Consider the following 19,517-nt stretch of genomic DNA (forward strand, 5'->3'; position numbering starts at 1 on the left):
ACGTGAGCGTTCGAGCAGCGCGGACGAGGGCGTTCCCGTTCCCGGCGGGGACGGTCGTGCCCCCGCGCGCGCTGTCCCTGCGTGCGCTGTCCCTGCGCCTGCTGGCCGCCCTGAGCGTCGCCGCCGCCCTGTTCACCGCCGGGCCCCGTCCCGGGTCGGCCACCCAGCAGGTCACCTACCTGGTCTCGGTCGTGGTGTCGGTGCTGTTCACCGTCGTGGTCACCCTGCGCCTGCCCGCCGTGCTGCCGGCCCGCGAGCGCCGCCCGTACCAGCTGCTGTGCGCCTCGAGCCTGGTTTTCGTGGTCGCCGAGTCTCTCGCCGTGATCTACGGGCTGCGGTCACCGGACGTGTTCCCGACCCCGGGCGACGTCCTCGCGGTCGCCGCCTATGCCCCGTTCGTGCTGGGCGTGCTGGGCTTGGAGGGAGCCGTCCGGCGTCCGGCGTTCGGCGGGCTGCTGGACGCGGCGATCGTGGCGGCCGGCGGGGTCGCGCGCTGGGACGGCACCGAGGATGGGCCGAGCCTGACCGCCCGGGCCGACGAGGCGCTCTACCGGGCCAAGCGGAGTGGGCGCGACCGGCTCGTGGTCTGCGTCCCACCGGCGCGGGTGGCGCACGGGTGAGCACGATCGATGGGGGACGCGCGGGGCGGCTGGTCACGGGGGTCACCGGGGTGGTGGCGCTGGTGTCGGTCCCGTTCGGGGCGCTGTCCGGCTCGCCGCTGGCCTATCTCGCGTCGGTCGGGTGCTCGGCCGTGTTCGTGAGCGTCGCGGTGTTCCGGGTCCCACCGGCCCGGCGCCGTCCCTGGCTGGGCATGCTCTGGATGATGTACCTGTCCGTGGCCGGGGAGACCTGGTTCGTGGTGCTGCACCTGCGCGGCGTGGAGCAGTGGCCCTCCGGCGCGGACGTCGTCTACATCAGCGCCTACCTGGCCCTGGCCTGGGGCGTGCTGGCCCTGGACGGCCAGCGGCACCACCGCCCCGCGTTCGGGAGCCTGCTGGACGCCGCGATCGTCACCTGCGCCCTGGCCGTGCTCGCCGTGGTGTTCCTGGTCGGGCCGCTCCTGGCCGACCCCGGTCAGAGCGTCAGCGCCCGCCTGATCGGCAGCTTGTACCCGCTGATGGACGTGATGCTCGTCTACCTGGTCGCCCGCATGCTCATCGGCCCCCGCCGTCAGGTCGCCGCGAGCTGGTGGATGATCGCGGCGCTGGTCGACACCCTGGCCGCCGACGTCGCGCAGAACGTCATCGTGCTCACCACCGGCAGCGAGGACTTCCCGGGCTGGATGGACGCCGCCTGGCTGCTGTTCTACGTCCTGGTCGGCTGCGGGGCCGTCAGCGCCCGCGGCCCCGCCGCACCCGCCGCACCCGTTTCGCATGTCTCGTCCGGCGCGCCCGCGACCACGGACGCCTCCGGCGAGGGGGGCCTCACCGTGGTGCGCCTGAGCGCGCTCGGCCTGGCCGCCGGACTGCCCGCCGTCGTGCAGATCGCGCTGGCCCTGACCGGCGACGGCCGCAACGACATCTGGCTCGGAGCGGGCTCACTGGTGCTGCTGGTCATGGTCGTCAGCCGGATCTGGGACCTCCTGCAGCAACTGCGCCGCCAGTCCGAGCAGCTCGCGCTCGTCGCCCGCACCGACCCCCTGACCGGTGTCGCCAACCGTCGATCCTGGGACTTCGAGCTGGCCCGGGCCATGGCCGCCGCCACCCAGGCCGGCACGGTGCTCGTCGTCGGCCTGCTCGACCTCGACCACTTCAAGAAATACAACGACGCCCACGGACACCAGGCCGGCGACGAGCTCCTGCAGGAGGCCGCCCGCGCCTGGAGCGCCGGCGTCGGGCCGGGCGGACGCATCGCCCGCTGGGGCGGTGAGGAGTTCGCCGTGCTCGTGCACTGCCCCGAGACCCGCCACGGCCTGGCCGTTCTCGACGGTCTGCGGGCCCTCGTGCCCTTCGCCCAGACCTGCTCGATCGGTGCCGCCCGCTGGGACGGCACCGAGGACGCCGCCGAGCTCCTGCGTCGCGCCGACGAGGCCCTCTACCGGGCCAAGAACGCGGGCCGCGACCGGCTCGGGATCTGGACCCCCACCGGCGAACCGGTGGACGTCCCGTGAGAGCGCCCCTCTCATCGTTCGTCTCCCCGTGGGGAGCCGGGACCGCCGCGGCCGGGACCGCCGCGTCCATGCTCGCGTTCCCCCGGGGCTCCGACCTGCTCGGCGTCGCCTACACCGCCTCGGTCGCCTTCAGCACCCTGTTCCTGCTGCTGGCCTCCCGCCGCGTCCCCGCCGCCCGCCGCCGCCCCTGGACCTGGCTCCTGCTCAGCCTCGCCCTCTGCCTGGCCGGCGAACTCGTCCTGCTCGGCATCCAGCTGCGCCAGGACGAGTACTGGCCCACCCCGGCCGACGTGTTCTTCGTCGTCTCCTACCTGGCCACCGCCGCCGGCGTCCTGGCCCTGGACCGCCGGCGCACCCGCCGCCCCGCGGTCGGCGCCGCCCTCGGAGCAGTCCTCGACGCCGCGATCGTCGCCACCGGAACCGGCGTCCTGGCCCTGGTCTTCGTCGTGCTCCCGCTCGTGTCCGACACCACCCAGCCCCCGGCCGCCCGCATCGTCGGCACCCTCTACCCCCTGCTCGACGTCCTGCTGCTCTTCCTGGGCCTGCGCCTGCTGGCCGACCCGGGCCGCCGCGGCGCCACCTTCTGGTGGGTCGTCGCGTCCCTGTCCTGCACCCTGGCCGCCGACACCGCCCAGAACATCGTCGAACTCACCAGCGGCGGCAACGAGTTCGCCGTCTGGATGAACATCATCTGGGCCGCCGGCTACCTCTTCTTCGGCTGCGCCGCCGCCACCGCCCACCACGACACCCCACCCGCACACGAGCGCCCACCCGTCGCGGGCCTGACCGTCGCCCGTCTCAGCGTCCTCGCGCTCGCCGCCGGACTGCCCTCGGCCGTGCTCATCGTCCGCGCGGCCACCGGCCGCCACTCCGGCTCCGTCCTGCTCGGCCTGGGCTCCCTGGTGCTCCTGGTCATGGTCGTGGCCCGGATCTGGGGCCTGCTGCAGCAACTGCGCTCGCAGTCCGCGCAGCTGGTCCGGCTGGCGCGCACCGATCCGCTGACCGGCCTGTCGAACCGCCGCTCGTGGGACTTCGACCTGGAGCGGGCCATGGGCACCGCCCGCGGCACGGGCACGTTCCTGCTGGTCGCGCTGCTCGACCTCGACCACTTCAAGTCCTACAACGACACCTACGGCCACCCGGCCGGTGACGACCTGCTGCGCGAGGCGGCCCAGGCCTGGAGCGCCGCGCTGGGTCCCTCACCGGTGCTCGCGCGCTGGGGCGGTGAGGAGTTCGCCGCGCTCGTGCACTGCCCGGGCACGGGCGCCGGCCTCGAGCGCCTCGACGCGTTGCGCCAGGTCGTGCCGCACGGCCAGAGCGTCTCGATCGGTGTCGCGGTGTGGGACGGGCAGGAGGACGCCGCGGGTCTGCTGCGGCGCGCCGACTCGGCCCTGTACCGGGCCAAGGCCGGCGGCCGTAACCGCAGCGTGCTGGATCAGGAGGTGAGCTCGGTGAGCTCGGCCGTCCAGTCGCCGTCCTCGTCCTTGTCCAGCTCGGTGAACCCCACCGAGCCGTAGAGCTTGCGGGCCGCGGTGTTCTCGTCGTGCACCGACAGCCGTACCGCGTCGCAGTCCTCGAGCTCCAGCAGGTAGCTCACGAGCGTGACGATGCTGGCCCGCCCGATCCCCAGCCGCTGGGCCGGCTCGTCCACCAGCATGCCGCCGATCCAGTACCGCTCGTCATCGTCGTCGAACGCGTACATGATGTGCCCGGCGACCTCGTCCCCGGCGTACACGGCCAGCGACGTCCACACCCCCTCGCGCTCGCTCAGGAGCAGGTACCGGGCGCCCGAGGTGGCCACCCAGTCCCGCTGGTCGTCGCGGGGGACCACATCGGCCACGGCCCGCCAGTTCTCGTCGTCGATGCCCCGCAGCGTCACCGGACGGCCCTGACGATCGCTCAGGCCGGCGTCGATCATCTTCATCACGGCCCAGACCCTCTCATGCCGGGCCGCCCGGTCTCGTGCTCAGGAGGTGCTCATCCGTTCCAGGAGTGCACCGGCGGCCGGGGCACGGTGCTGTTCAGCCGGTGGCCCGAGACCGGGGGAGTGGGGCAGTGAGCAGGACGGACGTCTGAGCCCGGGCCGGGCTGGACCGGCGGAAGAAGCCGGCCGCACGTCTGGTGCTCGTGATCGCCCGGGAGGTGGAGCCGCACGTGCGCGGTGGGCGGACGTCATCGAACCGGCCCATGTCGAGGCCCTGGTCAGGCGGTGGATCGGACGACGACCCGGGCACGTCGTCCAGCATCCCGGCCGGGGGAGTGGGGGCCGCCGGGCGGCCATCTGAGCGGGCCCTGAAGGGTTGCGGGGAGAGGGGTTTCATCACCCTCTGACCCGGCCCGCCCCGGACGAAGAGTCCTTGGTGCGGCCGTAACCGAACGCACTCGCCCACGCGAGCGTGGTCCGGTCATCGCCCAGCACCGATGCCCCGGGTGGCGACCTCGGACAGTTTTGATACGGCGATCCGGCTCGGTTCCCGTAAGCTTTATTTTGATAACAGGCTATAGCACTTCTTCTCTGACGACTGAATCAAGAACAGCCACATGCGTGAGGGGCTGCCCCTCGTAGGGTGTTCTTCTCAAGGCGTCGAGAGGGGTGGGCGTGGGCCGGTATCTGGTGACGGGTTCGTCGGGGCACCTGGGGGAGGCGCTGGTGCGTACCCTGCGGGAGGCCGGTCACGAGGTCACCGGGGTCGATGTGCTGGCGGGGGAGTTCACGTCGGTGACCGGCTCGATCACGGACGCGTCGCTCGTCGTCTCGGTGATGGACGGCGTGGATCACGTGCTGCACGCGGCGACACTGCACAAGCCGCACGTGGGGTCGCACAGTCGTCAGCAGTTCGTGGACGTCAACGTGTCGGGCACGCTGAATGTGCTGGAGGCCGCGGTCGGCGCGGGTGTGAAGAGTGTCGTGTTCACCAGCAGTACGAGCACGTTCGGGCGGGCGATGATGCCGGGGCCGGGGGAGCCGGCGGCGTGGGTCGATGAGGATGTGCGTCCGCTGGTGCGCAACATCTACGGCGCGACGAAGATCGCCGCCGAAGACCTGTGCGAGCTGGCGGCACGTGACCAGGGGCTGCCGGTGGTGGTGCTGAAGACGTCGCGCTTCTTCCCGGAGGCCGACGACGTGCGCCCCGAGGCCCACGACACAAGCCTCAAGGTCGCCGAGTTCCTGTATCGGCGTGTCGATCTCGAGGACGTCGTGAGCGCGCACCTGCTCGCGGCCGAACGGGCTGCCACCCTGGGATTCGGCCGCTACGTCATCAGCGCCCCGACCCCGTTCACCGCTGGTGACCTCGGGGCGCTGGCGAGCGACGCGTCCACCGTGGTGCGACGCCTGTACCCCGAGCTGATGGCGGCGTTCGACGAGAGGGACTGGCCGATGCTGCCGACGCTCGACCGGGTCTACGACAGCCGCCGGGCCCAGGTCGACCTGGGCTGGACGCCCCGGCACCCGTTCGCCGTGGTTGCCGAAAGAGCCCTGGCCACGGGCGAATGGCGCAGCGATCTGGCGCTGAGGGTGGGCTGGAAGGGATACCATGACCAGCCGACCGGGGTGTATACCCGCTAGGTTTTAATAACAGGCTTTGAGCTCAAAGCTCTTCCTGGTGAACGTCAAAAGCCCTAGACGACATGGGAACTCGTATCCCTGGCACACGTCCCGGTTCTCACCTGCTTCGTTTGTCGACTCGGGTACCGGCAGGCATCACGATTCTGAGCGGACGTCGGCAGCTGCCCGGGCCTTCACCGGCCTTGCCCGGTGCTCGCCGAGCGACCCGGCACTGGGGGCGGCGCGGTAGGTCTCGGCCGTGCTCATGGGCCGGGCGTCGCGGGCGCTGAGCAGGACGGTGGGCTTGCCGTGACAGAGAACGGGTATGGCTGCCGACCCGCCCTGGGCGCCGACACCTGTGCAGGATGACCCCATGGACGTGCTCTCCGCTGTCGCCTCCTTCGCCCTCGTTGCGGGCCTGCTGACGATCGTGCCCGGACTGGACACCGCTCTCGTGCTGCGCAGCGCGGCAGTGCACGGCCGCGCACACGCGTTCATGACGGCCCTCGGGATCAACACCGGCGCTCTGATCTGGGGTGCGGCCGCAGCCGGAGGTGCGACCGCGTTGCTCACGACGTCCGAAACCGCCTACACCGCGCTGCGGATCGCCGGCGCCGCCTACGTGATGTGGATGGGCGGAGGACTGCTGCTGAGCCTGGTGCGCCGATCCCCCACCGGAACCTCGCCCTGCGGAACCTCACCCGAAGGAATCTCGGCGGCGGGGACCTCGGCTGGAGAAGCCTCGGGTGCCCGCAAGTCGGGCGCCGGGCCCGTGGACGTCGATGCCCCCGGAACGCAGAACCGCCCGGAGGTGCCGTCGCGGCGAGCGCGGTCGGCGTCGGGTGGGGTGACGTTGGGGGTGTCGTTTCGGCGTGGGTTGATGACGAATCTGCTGAACCCGAAGGTCGGTGTGTTCTACATGGCGATGCTCCCCCAGTTCGTCCCGGATGGTGTGCCTCATCTGCCGATGGGTGTGCTGCTGGCGGCGGTGCACGATGTCGAGGGGATGCTCTGGTTCACGGTGCTGATTTTCGGGGTGGAGCGGGCTGGGGTGTTGTTGCGGCGGGTTCGGTTGAGTCGGCGTGGTGCGTTGCGTGTGCTGGACGGTGTGACGGGGAGCGTGCTGGTCGGGTTCGGGGCTGAGCTGGCTCTTTCGGATCGTTAGGTGCCGGTGGTGGGTGTCAGTGGCCGGCGGACAGGTCGAACTCGTTGCCTTCGGGGTCTTGGAGGCACACCCGCTGGTTGCCGTACTCGTGGTGCTCGGAGATCTGCCGGGCGCCGAGGGCGAGGGTGCGCTGTCGTTCGGTTTCCCCGTCGGTGCCGTCGTCGAGGTTGAGGTCGAGGTGCTTGCGGTTCTTGGCCTTCCTGGGCTCGGGGAAGGTCCAGAACCCCAGCGCAGCCACTGGTCAGCCTGGGTCAGGCGCTGGTCAACGGGAGGTCAGTGGGATCGGCGGGGTCGGCGGCGGGCCTCGATCAGGGTGCGGGTGGAGTGTGCGGCGAAGGGCTGCCCGGCCCGTAGTTGTGCGTCCAGGTCCCGTAGCTGGGGTTCGTAGCGGGCGACGGTGAAGTCGGGGACCCACCACACGCAGCGGCGCAGGGTCCATACGACGGCGCCGATGTCGTGGAACTCCATGCGGCACCGGGCGGTGCGCAGGTCGGTGACGGTGAGGCCGGCGGTGTGGGCTGCGGCGCTCTCGTGCTGCGGGTCGCGGGCGGTGCGGGCGTGTGGGAGCGGGCCGAGGAAGTACTCGATGAGCTCGAAGGCCGAGCGGGGGCCGACGTGCTGGGCGAAGTAGGTGCCGTCGTCGGTGAGGACGCGGGCGATCTCGTGCCAGTGCGGGGTGATCGGGTGGCGGCTGGTGACGAGGTCGAAGGTGGCGTCGGCGAAGGGCAGCTGGTCGGTGGCGGCCTGGACCACCTGCGGGACCACGGTCGGTACCGCATCGCTGGCACCGGTGCCGGCGTGCCGACGCGTCCTCAGTCGCTCGACGTTCGGCCCCCACGCCTCGGTGAGCACCGTGCGGGGCGGGAGTGCCGGGACGCCGGCGATGATCTCGCCGCCGCCGGTGTCCAGGTCGAGGGCGGCGCTCGCGGTGGGCAGGCGGGCGGCGAGCTGCTGCGCGTATCCCCAGGGGGTGCGTTCCTCGGTGGCGCGTCCCTCGAGCCAGGCGAAGTCCCAGCCGGTGACGTCGGCGGCGCTCGCCTCGGTGATGAGGTCGTCGTAGGAACGCATCGGGGACCTCGTGAGAAGTGGGGACGGCGGTGGTGCTCGCGGGCGCCGGCTGCAGCGAGAGTGCGTTGCGCGCCGAGGAATCAGGGCCGGTGGGCTGCCGGTGGGCTGCCGGTGCGAACGGATCGCCCGGGTCGGGGGCGTCCGTCGCACGAGGCCGGACGTTCCCGTCCTCGGGCCTGATGTTGTCGGTGGCGCTGATGTTGTCGGTGGCGCTGGTGGTGCGGGTCGGCCGGGGCCCCGGGGAACCGGGGCTTCGGGCCGGTCGGTGGTACGCGCACGATGGCGCTAGTACGACGGCGACGCTAGTGCACCCGCATCCGTGCGTGACAGCGGTTTTCCGTGGCCGTCAGGGAGGGCCAGGAGGGATCAGGCTGCCCACCAGGCGTCGCCGGCCGCGGCGACCTCGTACTGCCACCAGCCGCTGAGCGATCCTTCTTCGAGGAGGAACTTGATGGCCCGGAAGTCGGCGTCGGCGGGCACGTCGAACGCCACGAGCGGGAATTCGTCGCTGAGGGCCTCGCCCTTCAGCTGGAACATCGCGAACTGGGCGTTGACGGCCTCGGCGTTCCATCCCAGGGGGCCGTTGGCCTCGGGGAAGACGCGCACGACGCAGTGCCCGGACGGCTCGATGATCTCGAGGGCCCAGTTCTGGCCCCATTCGTCTTCCTCGAAGCGCACCACGTCACCGGGTGCGACGCCCACCTGGTGGAAGGGCGCGCTCGCGACGCGGGCGGTGCTGGGACTGATCGGGACGGCCCACACTCCTTCCGTGTCCTGATCGGGGTAACCATCGCGTGGCGGATATTTGAACCACAGTTTGAACATGGCCTGCGTATCGGTCATTCGGGACATGATGCTGGGCTTGCCACGGTGACGCCAGGGGCGGGGTGCGTCAGTCGGTCTGCGGGGGCTTCGGGGGGCGGCTCCCGGCGACTCTCGAGCGGCGTTTCAGGGTGCTTGAGGACGCCCGGGTCGCCGCTCTGGGTGATGTCGCCTTCACGTCGGGTTGCCGTGGTGCGGCGGTGATCTGCGCGTGCGCGCGTTCGGTGACACGGCGCAGTTCTTTCTGGTGGCGCTGCTCGCGGCGCTCGGCGGCCTGCGCCGCGGTCTGCCGTTCGGCGGCGATCTGTGCGGCTGCCTGCGCGGCGGCCCGGGCCAGTTCGTCGCGGTGACGGCGCTCGGTCTCCTCCAGGCGGGCGCCCAGTTCGGCGGCCCGCTCGTGCGCCTGGCGCAGCTCGACCGCCGCGGTGGCGGCCTCGAGGTCGAGCCGGGTGATCCGCGCCTGCTGCTCCTGCGTGGTCTCGAGCAGCTGGGCGTGCTCACGGCGCTGCAGGTCGAGGGATTCGCGGGCCACGTGCAGTTCGGCCTCGGCCTGCCCGCGAGCGCGTTCGTGGTCGGCGACCTGTTTCCAGGCCTCGTCGCGGGTGCGTTCGGCCTCGGCGTACGCGGCCTGGGCGGCTTGGTGGGCGCGGTCTTTCTCGTCGCGGGCGGTGCGGGCCGTGGCGAGCGCCTCGCGGCGGGCGGTCTCGGCCTGCTGTTCGGCCTCGGCGGCGCGGGCGGCTTCGGCGTGGGCCTGTTCGGCCTCGGTCTCGGCGGCGCGGACGCGGGCGAACGCCCCGGACTCGGCCTGCTCGAAGCGTTGCATCAGGGCGGTGAGCTGCTCGCTGAGCTGGCGGGCGACGGGCAGGACGCCCTGGGTGGCTTCCTTGGCCAGGGCGAGGGGGTCGGCGATGGAGGCCAGGTCGCTGGCGCGGCGCTGCCGGGAGGCGAGGTCGGCGTGTGCCTTCGAGCAGTAGCGGGCGCGCCGCCCGCCCTTGGGGCGGCCCAGTTCGTCGCGGGGCCTGGGTGGTAGCGGCTCCTGGCACCCGTCGAGCCCGCAGACTCCCGCTGCTTCTGCCTCTGTCTCGCTGCCCGTGCTCACGGCGGCAGTCTTGCGCACGGCACCGACAGTCGTGACCGGCCCCCTCGCCCGGTGGCGGCGCGGGGGCTCGGCGCCGGCACATACCGGGTTGCTCAGGACGATCGATGTCATCCTGGCGGGCAGCATCCTGTGATCATGATGTGACGTCAGGAATTGGTGCCATCACTTAACCTGCGATATCGGTGCGTACGGGTGACAGGTGACATGCGCGGACGACAGCATGGGCGCCGTGAGCACGCCATCCAGCCCTGACCCCGGCCAGCGTCATCCCCTCGCGGCAGGCCCCGCCACCGGAGCCACCGTCGGAGCCGCAGCTGGCGCGGCTTTCCCGGAGGCGTCCCAGGCCGCCGCCAAGGAGGCCGCTGACCTGGCCCGTCAGGCCCGCCGCCTCAGCATGTGGGCGCGGGTCGTGCTGGTGCCGGTCGCGATCATCGGTGCCGTCCTGTCGTACCAGAGCCTGTACAAGGCGGCGCTGCCCACGTTCGGCCCGTATCTGGCGGCCGGGTTCCCGCTGCTGGTCGACCTGCTCATTCTCGGTGCGTCGCTGCAGTACGTCGCGGGCGCCAAGATCGGCCGCCCGATGACCGGGTGGCGCCTGACCGCGCACTGCGGTGTCGCGGGCACCCTGATCCTGAACGCGCTCGCGGCCCGTGAACTGGGTGAGGTGCCGTGGCACATCACGGCGCCGGCGGTGTGGGCCGTGCTCGTCGAGCTCACCGGCAAGCAGGTCCTGGGTCAGTGGAAGGCTGCGCACCACGGCCCGGTCACGCACATCGCGCCGTCGTTGTGGCTGTCGGCGCCGATCGAGTCGGTCCGTACCCGTCTGCTGATGGCCCGCACCGGACTGCGTGACGCGCACCAGGCGCGTATCGGTGTCGGTACCGCGGCCGCCGCGCGGGAGGCCCTCAATCTGGCGCTGCCCCGGCGTACCAACCCCCGGCGTGATGCCAAGCGTGTGCGCCGGGTCGTGAACCGGCAGATGCGCGCGGGGAGCCTGCCGCCGGCCGCTGTCCTCGACGCCGTCGGCTGGACCAGCCCCGACGGCGAGCGCTCCGAGCGCAGCCCCGAGATCATCCTGCGTTCTGTGGTCCAGGAGATCCTGCGTCCCACCGAACCCGAGGCCCCCGCCCTGAGGACGAGCAGCGCGGACGCGACCACCGTCGTCTTCGGTGACCCCAGCGCCCCGACCGCCGTCTTCGCCCACACTCCCGCCCAGGGCCTGCCCCTCCTCAACGGCGTCAACGGAGTCAACGGCGCCAATGGGGCCGGTAGCGCCAACGGGGCCGGTGGCTCGTCGAACGGTGTGAACGGCGCCAACGGTGGCGCCAACGGTCAGGCCGGCGACGGCGCCCGGCGCACTCCCGCGAGCGCTCACCCCGCACCGGGCCGGCAGCTCACCACGCCCGACGGGACGCCCATCGTCCCGGGGCACCGCGTCGTGGTCCTGCCCGACACCGAGCCCCTGTCCTCCCAGTTGCGGTACACGGTCGACCCGGTCACCGGAGCGCAGGTCGCCTACGCCCACACCGGGCAGGCGCTCGCGAACGCCCGTACACCCGCGGCGTTCCCGAACGGGACGGCCCCGCATCCGGCCGGTGTGCAGCAGCCCGCCGCGTTCGCGCAGGACAACCGTCAGGACGTACGAAACGGCATGACGGACGCGTCGGCGGTTCCGGCCGGGTACGCCGGCCCGGGCAGCGCCCCCGTCCACGCCACCGGCGAGGCGGCCGCGGCGGCCAACGGCTCCGGTCGCTCAGGTGGCCCGTCCGTCGCCCAGGCCCCGGGGGCAGGACCCGTCCAGTCCGCCGACTCTGTCGACTCTGCTGACTCAGCCGCCCGTTTCGCGTCCTCGGCGGCGGCGCTCACCGCCCCGAGCTACCAGCCCGGCGCCCCGGCGGCCGGTCCGGTCACCGGGCCCCCGACCGGAAGCCTGTGGGCCGCCGCGCAGGCCCGCACCAACGGCCCCTCCGACCCGCCGACCGGGAGCCTGCCCCTGGTCCCGTCCACCCCGGCTGCCCCGGCTGCCCCGGTCCCGACGTCCCCGATGCCTGAGGCGAGCCGGGGGCGGCCGGTGACCGGCGCGTCCACCCTTGACCGCAACGGCAGCTGGGCGCCCACGGCCCCGCTGCAGCAGAGCACGCCGGGCGCGGACGCGGTGGCCCCGATCGACCTCATCGACTCGGACGACGATTGGGCGGACGAGCAGGACCAGCCCACGACGCCGACCCGGACCTCTTCCGGGCAGGCCACGCAGACCGGGTCGATCCCGATCAGCGGACGCGCCACCGCCAAGCAGAAGGAGGAGCGCCTCAACATCGCCGTGCGCATCCTCAACGGCAACCCGGACATCACCGGCCCCGAGCTGCGCTCGGCCCTGGAGACCCAGGGCTGGGTCGTCAGTGACCGTACCGCCGCCCGCCTCCTCGGCGAGGCCCGCCAGATCCCCCCGCTGACCGTCCGGTACTGACCCGGCACTGACCCGGCACTGCTGACCCCGTACTGGCCTGGTTCTGATCCAGCCGCGTTCTGCCCGAGTGGCCTGGTACCCGGGACGGGTACCAGGCCACGGTCGTTTGCGACAACACCCACCCGGCGAGCGCGAGGGCACGCGCGGAACCGGCAGTCGATCTTCGTCGCGGTGCGTGTCTCAAGCGGGTTGTGCACCCTCCCGATGACCGGGGGAGCAACGATCAGGTCACCGGAAGGAGCTCGCCATGGCGAAGAAGAAGGACAGCAAGGACAAGAAGGGCGAGAACAAGAAGAGCGGCAAGAAGAAGAAGTAAGGCTCGCCGCAGGAGTGGACGGGCCCGGTCCACCCCGGCCCGTCCTTCCACCTCCTTCCACCTGGGGTCCCTCGAGCGCACTGTCTTCAGCAGCGTCGTGCTTCATCGGCTCGCGTCACGCCCTCGCTCGGCCTCGTCGTCGCGATCCGTCTGAGCACTCCTGCCCCCTGCAGGCTGCGGTCCTGACGGGTTCGGGGCGGCGGTAGCTGTGGGCACTCTCGGCCTGTCGTGAGGGTCGTTCTCGCCGCTGCGCCCGGCTGTGCAGGCGTGACGGACGCTGAGCCTCGTCATTGCCCGGATGACTGCCCGTTCATATGTTTCGCGTGCGCGACGCGTGAAACGATAACGCGTAGCGAGGACGCGTTTGGATGATGAGCACGGATCGCTATCGAGAAGGAAACTTCTAGCTAGTTGACCGTCTCAGGTGCCCAGGCAGGTCTCTGGGACGCCCTGCGAGCGCGTTTCCGGGTTGACGCGTTATCGCCCTGAGTTCCGGGCGCTCCGAGGATGCTGCGGCTGTTCGTGGGCTCCGGGCCAGGGCTTCGGGCCGGGGCCCACGAACGGCGTCACGCGAATCGCGGGATCAGCCGAGATGACGCCGGAAGAAGAGGATGTCGGCGTCGAGTGTGTGCCCGGGGGTGTCACTGTGCAGGCCCGGGTTGGCGTGGAGGGTCTTCTGGGGCGAGGCGAACGCGTCGTACAGGGCCAGGGCCTGCTCGCGGGGCACGCGTTCGTCGTCCCACTGAACATGGAACTGCACGGGCACGCCGACCCGGGCCGCAGCATCACCCGAGTGCAGACCGGAACCAAGGCCGAACACGGCGGCACGCACCCGTGGCTCGTCGGCGACGAACGGCACACCCAGCCCGCAGCCCAGCGACACACCCCAGTAGCCCACCGCCCCCAGGGCAGGCACACCGTTCTCCCGTAGGTCGGTCCCCGGCAGGCCGTCTTCGTGCACCGCGTCCAGGAACGCCCGCCACTCCGGCACAACGATGCCCGCGGCCCTCGCCTGGAAAGCAGCGACGAGCGGGGCAATCTCCGCCCCATTCCTGATGAGCTCCTGGTTGTGCCGATGCACGGCGTCCAGGTCCGGATCCGCGGCGCGCTCGCCGTGAGCGGGGACGTCCAGACACGCCACGGCATACCCGCACTCCCCGGCGAAACGCATCGCCCGCGCCACGATCTCGGGCGCCCGCTTGTGCCGGCCCCCACCGTGCCCGATCAGGACCAGCGGCACACTCCGCGCGCCCGGCGGGGCGGACTCGACGGGATGCCCCCCGGCCCCGGCCCCGGACCCGGACCCGGACCCTGCCCCGGACCCGGACCCTGCCCCGGACCCGGACCCTGCCCCGAAGCCAGGCCCGGCCGGTGCAGACCGGGGGGACGGGGGCAAGAGGGTGGACGCGGGCTCAGGCGTCCAGAGGATGCCGGGCACATCGGTGCCCTCGTGCTCGAGGACGAACGCCCGCTCACGCACACCGAACGCCGCAGCGCTCGCGGGAGAACCACCGGATGTCGACGGGGCGGACGCCAGCGTCGTAGGGGACGGTGACGGTGACGCAGGAGATGGTGACGCAGGGGACGGCTGTGCCCCGGACAGGGAGGTGCCGGACAGGAGGGTGTCGGAGATGATCCGCAACATGGTCGTGCCTTTCGGGAGATGCCTGATGCGGGATCTCCCTCAGCGCTCACGAGCGCCCGGTCAGCTCGTGTCTAGGAGCTGGCGCGGAGGGAGACCCGGCCGGTCACAGCGTTGATGGGTCTCACCTCCCCGGTCTGGCGCGCGCACGATGCACGTCCGTACGAACCTAGCAGCGTCCCCCGCCCGCGATCCGGCCTTGATGCGGATATGGGTCCCCGCGCAGGGCACCCCCGCGTCACACCGCCTACCGCAGCCGGGCTGTTCCGCGTCAGCAACCTCGGCGGGCGGTGACGTGGTGGTGCTTTCGATTATCGATAATCGAAAGCACCACACAGTGAGCCACGGCCGTGATGGCGTCTGCGGTGTCACGAGCACGTGGTAGCCGTGGTGGGCAGGTCTCGTGGGGTGATCCCCCCGAATCTGGTGGCGACGCGGGCTTGATCACTTCTGGCATCAACGCGTGGCAACGTCACTTGCGTCTCGTTAACCTCACGGACGTGGTACCTCCCGTCACGCACAGCGTTCTCTCTCGTTCTGTCCTGTCCGTCGTGGCTGGTCTGCTCCTGGCCGGCACGTTCGTCAGTGGCTCGGCCTCACCGGCCTCAGCGGCGTCGGTGTCAGCGGTGTCAGCGGTGTCAGCGTCGGTGGCTGCAACGGCGGCATCACCCTCGGCCCCGGAGACCGCGAGCGTCGCCTCGACGGCATCCCCGGTGGCGCGGAAGAAGCAGGAGATCCGGTATCCGAAGGCCGGGAAGAACACGTTCCGGGTCGCGACGGGAAAGCGGAGCAGGATCGCGGGGAGGAGCGGGCCGTTGCTGCGGTACCGGGTGGCGGTGGAGAAGGGGATCGGCGGGATCACGGCCAACCAGTTCGCGGGGCGGGTGAGGGAGGTGCTGTCCGAAGGGCGCAGCTGGGCCGGGACCGGCGAGGTGCGGCTGCGGCGGGTGCCGAGGGGCGAGACGTACGACTTCACGATCTACCTGGTCACGCCGCAGACCCGGGACACGTTGTGCGGGGACGCCACCCGGGCGGACCCGGACCGGTACACGTCCTGCCGTAACGGCAACCGGGTCGTGCTGAACGTGGCGCGGTGGGTGCACGGCGTCCCCCGGTACGGGGCGGGCCTGGAGCGTTACCGGGCCTACATGATCAATCACGAGACCGGTCATCGCCTGGGCCACCATCACGAGAAGTGTCCCGGTCAGGGCAAGGTGGCGCCCGTCATGCAGCAGCAGACCCTCGGGCTGCACGGATGCACCGCCAACGCCTGGCGCCGGGTGAAGGGCACGACGTACCGCGGTCCGGCCGGCGCGTACAACGACCCGGTGCCCCGCGCCTGACCCTGCCACCGCCGCTGCCCCTGCCACTGCCGCTGCCCCGGGGTGCAGCGGAACCGATCAGGGCACGTCGTCCCGGTCGGGTCTGCGTCGGCTGGTTGTCGTTCTGCCCGGCCACGGGCCCAGCTGGTCGTGGTCAGCGTCCGGTGCGCCGCCGCGTCCTTCATGCTGATCATCCGTTCGGGTCGGCTGTGTGGGTGGCTCGTGCTCACGCGCTCGCCACGGGTGACGGCCTGCGCCCGGGTGTGCGGGGGCGGTGTCACGATGACGGGCATGGACGATCCGCGGCAGTGGCGCCGGCCCGAACGGCAGGTCGGGCTGGTGTTCGATGCCGGTGCGCGGGAGGCGGGGACGCACGTCAATCTGTCCGGGATCCGTGCGGACGGCGCTCATCTGTGGGTCGCCGGTGACGAGACCGCGACGCTCGAGCGTCTCACCGCCGTTGCCGGGCCGGACGGGGTGCTCTCGCGGTACGGCGGTCACCGCACCGTGCGCCTGGCCGACCTGGTGGATCTGCCGGCCGGTGCTGACGACGAGGCCGACATCGAGGGTCTGGCCCGCAGTGGCGACTGGCTGTGGGCCATCGGGTCGCACAGCCTCAAGCGCCGCCGGATCAAGGACACCCACCCCGACACGAAGGCTCGCAAGCGCCTGGCCAAGGTGCTGCGGGAGGAGAACCGGTTCACCCTGCTGCGCCTGGCGGTCGCCACCGCCGGTGAGCATGGGCCGGGTGCGCCGCAGCTGGTGCGCACGGCTGAGTCCGGTGGGCAGCGGCTGACCTCGGCCGTGCTCGGCGGCCGGGGTGACTCGATCACCGATCTGCTGGCGGGCGATCCTCATCTGGGGCCGTTCCTGTCGATCCCGGGCAAGGACAACGGCGTCGACATCGAGGGCATCGCCGCGCACGGCGACCGGCTGTACCTGGGGATGCGGGGGCCGGTGCTGCGAGGATGGGCCACGCTCCTGGAGATCCGGCCCGTCACCGATCCCGACGACGAGCACCGCCTCGTGCTGGCTCCCATGGACGACGGCGAGCGCTACCGGACGCATTTCCTGGACCTGGGTGGCCTGGGTATCCGTGATCTGTGTCCGCACGGGGACGATCTGCTGATCCTGGCCGGTCCGAGCATGAGCCTGTCCGGGCCGATCCGGGTGCTGCGCTGGCGGGGCGGGTGTGTGGTGGACGCCGCGGACGTGGTGCGCGGCGGGGAGCTGGAGACCGTGATGTCGCTGCCGCACGGGCAGGGCGTCGATCACGCCGAAGGCATCACGCTGCTGGACGACGATCGTCTGCTGGTGGTGTACGACTCCCCGGCGGCCGGGCGGATGATTCCCGGTGGTGTGCTGGCCGATGTCGTGGCCCTGCGCGACTGAACCCCCGCCCGATCCGTCAGCCGGTGGTTGGAGCACCCGGTCATCGCAGCACGTCCCGGTACAGCTTCGCGGTCCGGGACGCGACCTTGTCCTGCCCGGCGGCGAGGGCCCGGACCTGCCGCGCGGCGCCCGGGGTGTCGGCAGCGTCGGTTGGGGTGTCGGTCGGGGTGAGGGGGTGCTCGGGGTCAGGTGCGTGAGGACGCGTCGGCGCACCGATGCGGTGCACCTGCACCTCGATGCCGTGCCCGGGCAGATGACGGGCCAGATGCCCGGCGTGGACACCGCCTCCGCCGTAGACGTGGGGCGGGTACTCACGGGTGAACAGTCCGGCGACTAGGTTTTTGTTCACGACTTGAGCATAATGTCGGGTGTGTGTCCGTCAACCGTTTCGCCCTCTATCGCCTCGACGTCAGATCTGCGGCTGGCGCACCTGTCGCGAGCGCTGCGGACGGTGCATCTGTCACCGGTCGCGTTGTCGAAGGCGGGCCTGTCGCGGGAACTGGGCTGCACCCGGGCGACGGCCGGGACCCTGATCGGTGACCTCGAACGCGTGGGCCTGGTTCAGGAGAAGGCCGTCGTGGTGACCGGGGGACGCGGCCGGCCCAGTGCGCTGCTCGGCCCGGCCGGCGACGGGCCGGTCGTCGTGACGCTCGGGATCGCCCCCGACGCCGTGCGGATCGCCCATGTCCCGATCACCGGCGTCCTGACCGACGTGACGGCCCACCCTCTCGACGCACCGGACCCGTACCCCGTCGACACCGTTCTCGCTGCGGCCCGGACCCTGCTGCGCTCGCGGCTGGAGCAGCTCGGCGCGCGGGTGGCCGGGATCGGGGTGTCCGTGCACGGGCTCGTCGAGCGCGGCAGCGGGCAGATCCTGTCGGCTCCCGGCCTGGGCTGGGCGGGCCCGCCGGTGGACGTCCTGGCCGCGCTCGGTCTGTCACCGTCCGATCCGCGCGTGCGGATCGGCAATGTCGCGACTCTCGTCGCGGTCGCCGAGGCCCACCGCGGACGCGCGTCGCAGGCCGAGGCCCCGCCGGATGTAGTGGCCGGGTCGGTGCTGGTCGTGCACAGCGACGTCGGTGTCGGCGGCGCTCTGCTCGTCGGTGGCCGCCCGGTCACCGGGCGCCGGGGCCTGGCCGGCGAGTACGGTCACGCGCCGTTCGGCACCCAGGACCTGCCGTGCCGGTGCGGCGCTCGCGGATGCTGGGAGACCGAGGTCGACCGTCTGGCCCTGGCCCGTCTGGCGGGCGCCGAGGTCAGTGTCGCGAGCGCGGGCGCGGTGGCGGCGCAGGTCTTCCAGCTGGGCCGGACGGCAGCCGCGGGTCCGGGTTCCGCGATCGCGGGTGACGCCGTGCGCACGGCGGCTGCGTCATTGGGCTGCGGCATCGGCGCTCTGATCGCCGTGCACGACCCTGACCTGGTGCTTCTCAGCGAGCATGCGGCCGAGCTGTACGGGGCGGCGCCGGAGACGGTCATCGGTGCCGCCGCCGGTGCCGTGGCCCCCGCCGGCACGCCCCCGGATCTGCCACCGATCGAGGTGACAGCTGTCGGTGAGGACGCCGGGCTCGTCGGTGCCGCCGAGTCCGTGTTCGACGTCCTGCTCGACGACCTGTCCCTGCTGAGCACCCCGTGGGAGCGCCCGGTATGACCTCACCCTTCTGCGCGTGGCAGCCCGAGCTGACGTTCGCCCAGGACTTCGCCGACCGCGCGGGCGCTCGCGTCCGGGCCCTGGTGGCATCCGGTCTCGACGTGGCCACCAAGGCCGACGCGTCCCCGGTGACGACGGCCGATCAGCAGCTGAACGACGCGTTCATCGACGAGGTCAGCAGGCGTTTCCCCGGTGACGGGGTCCTGGGGGAGGAGGCGAGCCTGCCCGGACGCACGCGCGATGGTGTGCTTGATGGTGTGCCCGAGGACGGTGAGCGCGTGTGGGTGATCGATCCGATCGACGGGACGCAGCAGCTGATCCTCGGCATCCCGCTGTTCATGATCTCGATCGCCCTGGTCGTGGACGGCCGCCCGGTCGTCGCGGTCGCCCACAACCCCTCCACCGGGGACATGTACTGGGCCTCGATCGGGCAGGGCGCGTTCCGCGGCACCCCGCACGGCCGCAGCGAGCGCTTGGTGGTCTCGTCCCGTTCACTGGGGCCGGACACGACCGGCGCGGTGACCGTCAACGCCGGTGGCAGCGTGCCTTTCGAGGCCGGGCTGAACAGTGACGGCCTCGTCCAGCTGCAGCCCGGCCCGGTCGCGGCGCCGCACCGGTTCCCGTGGCCGTCGGTGTTCTCGGGCTGCAAGGTGGCCGAGGGCGCGTGGGAGGCCGACCTCTACAGCGGCACCGCCCCCTGGGACGTGGCCGCCGTGGCCCTGCTCGTGAGCGAAGCCGGCGGCACGGTGACCGACCGCCTCGGCCGCCCCCAGCGCTACAGCGCCCCGGTCAACGGGTGCATCCTGTCCAACGGCCACGTGCACGAGGCGCTCGTGACGGCCTGGAGCCGCGAGTACGTGCCCCGCGCCTGAAGACCCTGACAACCCGGCACCTCGTGGCCTGCGAGACGTACGCCGTG

At 72.0% G+C, this 19,517-nt stretch carries 18 protein-coding genes; 10 read left to right on the forward strand and 8 right to left on the reverse strand.

Features of this window, described 5'->3' with window-relative positions; genetic code table 11:
* Positions 1 to 2: 2 nt before the first annotated feature.
* The 3 genes from J2S57_RS28300 to J2S57_RS28310 are packed head-to-tail and all read left to right on the forward strand — an operon-like array spanning position 3 to position 3,627.
* Positions 3 to 620, forward strand: a complete 618-nt coding sequence (locus J2S57_RS28300) for a hypothetical protein (protein WP_307248598.1) — start codon at positions 3 to 5, stop codon at positions 618 to 620.
* Entirely contained in the window at positions 617 to 2,110 is a 1,494-nt protein-coding gene (locus J2S57_RS28305; protein ID WP_307248600.1) for a GGDEF domain-containing protein, read from the forward strand. The genes J2S57_RS28300 and J2S57_RS28305 overlap by 4 nt, the downstream gene beginning before the upstream one ends.
* On the forward strand, positions 2,107 to 3,627 hold the full coding sequence (locus J2S57_RS28310; RefSeq protein ID WP_307248602.1) for a GGDEF domain-containing protein: 1,521 nt from the start codon (positions 2,107 to 2,109) through the stop codon (positions 3,625 to 3,627). Before J2S57_RS28305 ends, J2S57_RS28310 begins: the two co-directional genes overlap by 4 nt.
* Here the strand turns inward: J2S57_RS28310 and J2S57_RS28315 are convergent.
* Positions 3,546 to 4,034, reverse strand: coding sequence for a GNAT family N-acetyltransferase (locus J2S57_RS28315; RefSeq protein WP_307251133.1), 489 nt, complete (start codon positions 4,032 to 4,034; stop codon positions 3,546 to 3,548). The genes J2S57_RS28310 and J2S57_RS28315 overlap by 82 nt on opposite strands.
* A gap of 675 nt (positions 4,035 to 4,709) precedes the next feature.
* Here J2S57_RS28315 and J2S57_RS28320 point away from each other — a divergent pair.
* Together J2S57_RS28320 and J2S57_RS28325 are read left to right on the forward strand one after the other, a co-directional pair.
* Positions 4,710 to 5,678 (forward strand): NAD-dependent epimerase/dehydratase family protein, encoded by a 969-nt coding sequence (locus tag J2S57_RS28320; RefSeq protein ID WP_307248603.1) that lies wholly within the window; start codon positions 4,710 to 4,712, stop codon positions 5,676 to 5,678.
* A 304-nt stretch (positions 5,679 to 5,982) separates the two neighbouring features.
* Positions 5,983 to 6,822, forward strand: coding sequence for a LysE family translocator (locus J2S57_RS28325; RefSeq protein ID WP_307248605.1), 840 nt, complete (start codon positions 5,983 to 5,985; stop codon positions 6,820 to 6,822).
* Between the two features lie 16 nt (positions 6,823 to 6,838).
* On the opposite strand, the gene J2S57_RS28330 is transcribed toward J2S57_RS28325, so the two are convergent.
* From J2S57_RS28330 to J2S57_RS28345, 4 genes are all read right to left on the reverse strand, one after another.
* Entirely contained in the window at positions 6,839 to 7,060 is a 222-nt protein-coding gene (locus J2S57_RS28330) for a VOC family protein (protein WP_307248607.1), read from the reverse strand.
* Between the two features lie 35 nt (positions 7,061 to 7,095).
* Complete coding sequence (locus J2S57_RS28335; protein WP_307248610.1) at positions 7,096 to 7,890, reverse strand: methyltransferase domain-containing protein; 795 nt, start codon at positions 7,888 to 7,890, stop codon at positions 7,096 to 7,098.
* A 366-nt stretch (positions 7,891 to 8,256) separates the two neighbouring features.
* Positions 8,257 to 8,733, reverse strand: a complete 477-nt coding sequence (locus J2S57_RS28340) for a DUF4265 domain-containing protein (protein WP_307248612.1) — start codon at positions 8,731 to 8,733, stop codon at positions 8,257 to 8,259.
* Between the two features lie 49 nt (positions 8,734 to 8,782).
* Positions 8,783 to 9,811 (reverse strand): coiled-coil domain-containing protein, encoded by a 1,029-nt coding sequence (locus tag J2S57_RS28345; RefSeq protein WP_307248614.1) that lies wholly within the window; start codon positions 9,809 to 9,811, stop codon positions 8,783 to 8,785.
* Between the two features lie 229 nt (positions 9,812 to 10,040).
* Here J2S57_RS28345 and J2S57_RS28350 point away from each other — a divergent pair, with 229 nt between their 5' ends.
* On the forward strand, positions 10,041 to 12,278 hold the full coding sequence (locus J2S57_RS28350; protein WP_307248617.1) for a DUF2637 domain-containing protein: 2,238 nt from the start codon (positions 10,041 to 10,043) through the stop codon (positions 12,276 to 12,278).
* An 899-nt stretch (positions 12,279 to 13,177) separates the two neighbouring features.
* Here the strand turns inward: J2S57_RS28350 and J2S57_RS28355 are convergent.
* Complete coding sequence (locus J2S57_RS28355; RefSeq protein WP_307248619.1) at positions 13,178 to 13,834, reverse strand: hypothetical protein; 657 nt, start codon at positions 13,832 to 13,834, stop codon at positions 13,178 to 13,180.
* Positions 13,835 to 14,708: 874 nt separating this feature from the next.
* The gene (locus J2S57_RS28360; protein WP_307251172.1) at positions 14,709 to 15,098 is read right to left on the reverse strand and encodes a hypothetical protein; all 390 of its coding nucleotides are present in this window, start codon (positions 15,096 to 15,098) and stop codon (positions 14,709 to 14,711) included.
* Here J2S57_RS28360 and J2S57_RS28365 point away from each other — a divergent pair.
* Together J2S57_RS28365 and J2S57_RS28370 are read left to right on the forward strand one after the other, a co-directional pair.
* Entirely contained in the window at positions 15,031 to 15,579 is a 549-nt protein-coding gene (locus J2S57_RS28365) for a DUF3152 domain-containing protein (RefSeq protein ID WP_307251136.1), read from the forward strand. The two genes, J2S57_RS28360 and J2S57_RS28365, sit on opposite strands and share 68 nt — an antisense overlap.
* Before the next feature lie 270 nt (positions 15,580 to 15,849).
* Positions 15,850 to 16,950 carry a DUF3616 domain-containing protein gene (locus J2S57_RS28370; protein WP_307248621.1) on the forward strand — a complete coding sequence of 367 codons (1,101 nt, stop codon included), beginning with the start codon at positions 15,850 to 15,852 and terminating at the stop codon, positions 16,948 to 16,950.
* 40 nt (positions 16,951 to 16,990) lie between these two features.
* On the opposite strand, the gene J2S57_RS28375 is transcribed toward J2S57_RS28370, so the two are convergent.
* A complete protein-coding gene (locus tag J2S57_RS28375; protein ID WP_307248623.1) occupies positions 16,991 to 17,299 on the reverse strand; it encodes a hypothetical protein in 309 nt (102 codons plus the stop codon).
* 102 nt (positions 17,300 to 17,401) lie between these two features.
* Here J2S57_RS28375 and J2S57_RS28380 point away from each other — a divergent pair, with 102 nt between their 5' ends.
* A complete protein-coding gene (locus J2S57_RS28380; protein ID WP_307248625.1) occupies positions 17,402 to 18,598 on the forward strand; it encodes an ROK family protein in 1,197 nt (398 codons plus the stop codon).
* Entirely contained in the window at positions 18,595 to 19,470 is an 876-nt protein-coding gene (locus J2S57_RS28385) for an inositol monophosphatase family protein (RefSeq protein ID WP_307248628.1), read from the forward strand. Before J2S57_RS28380 ends, J2S57_RS28385 begins: the two co-directional genes overlap by 4 nt.
* Positions 19,471 to 19,517: the final 47 nt, after the last annotated feature.

Origin of the sequence: Kineosporia succinea, from assembly GCF_030811555.1 — a bacterium.
GTDB classification, from domain to species: domain Bacteria; phylum Actinomycetota; class Actinomycetes; order Actinomycetales; family Kineosporiaceae; genus Kineosporia; species Kineosporia succinea.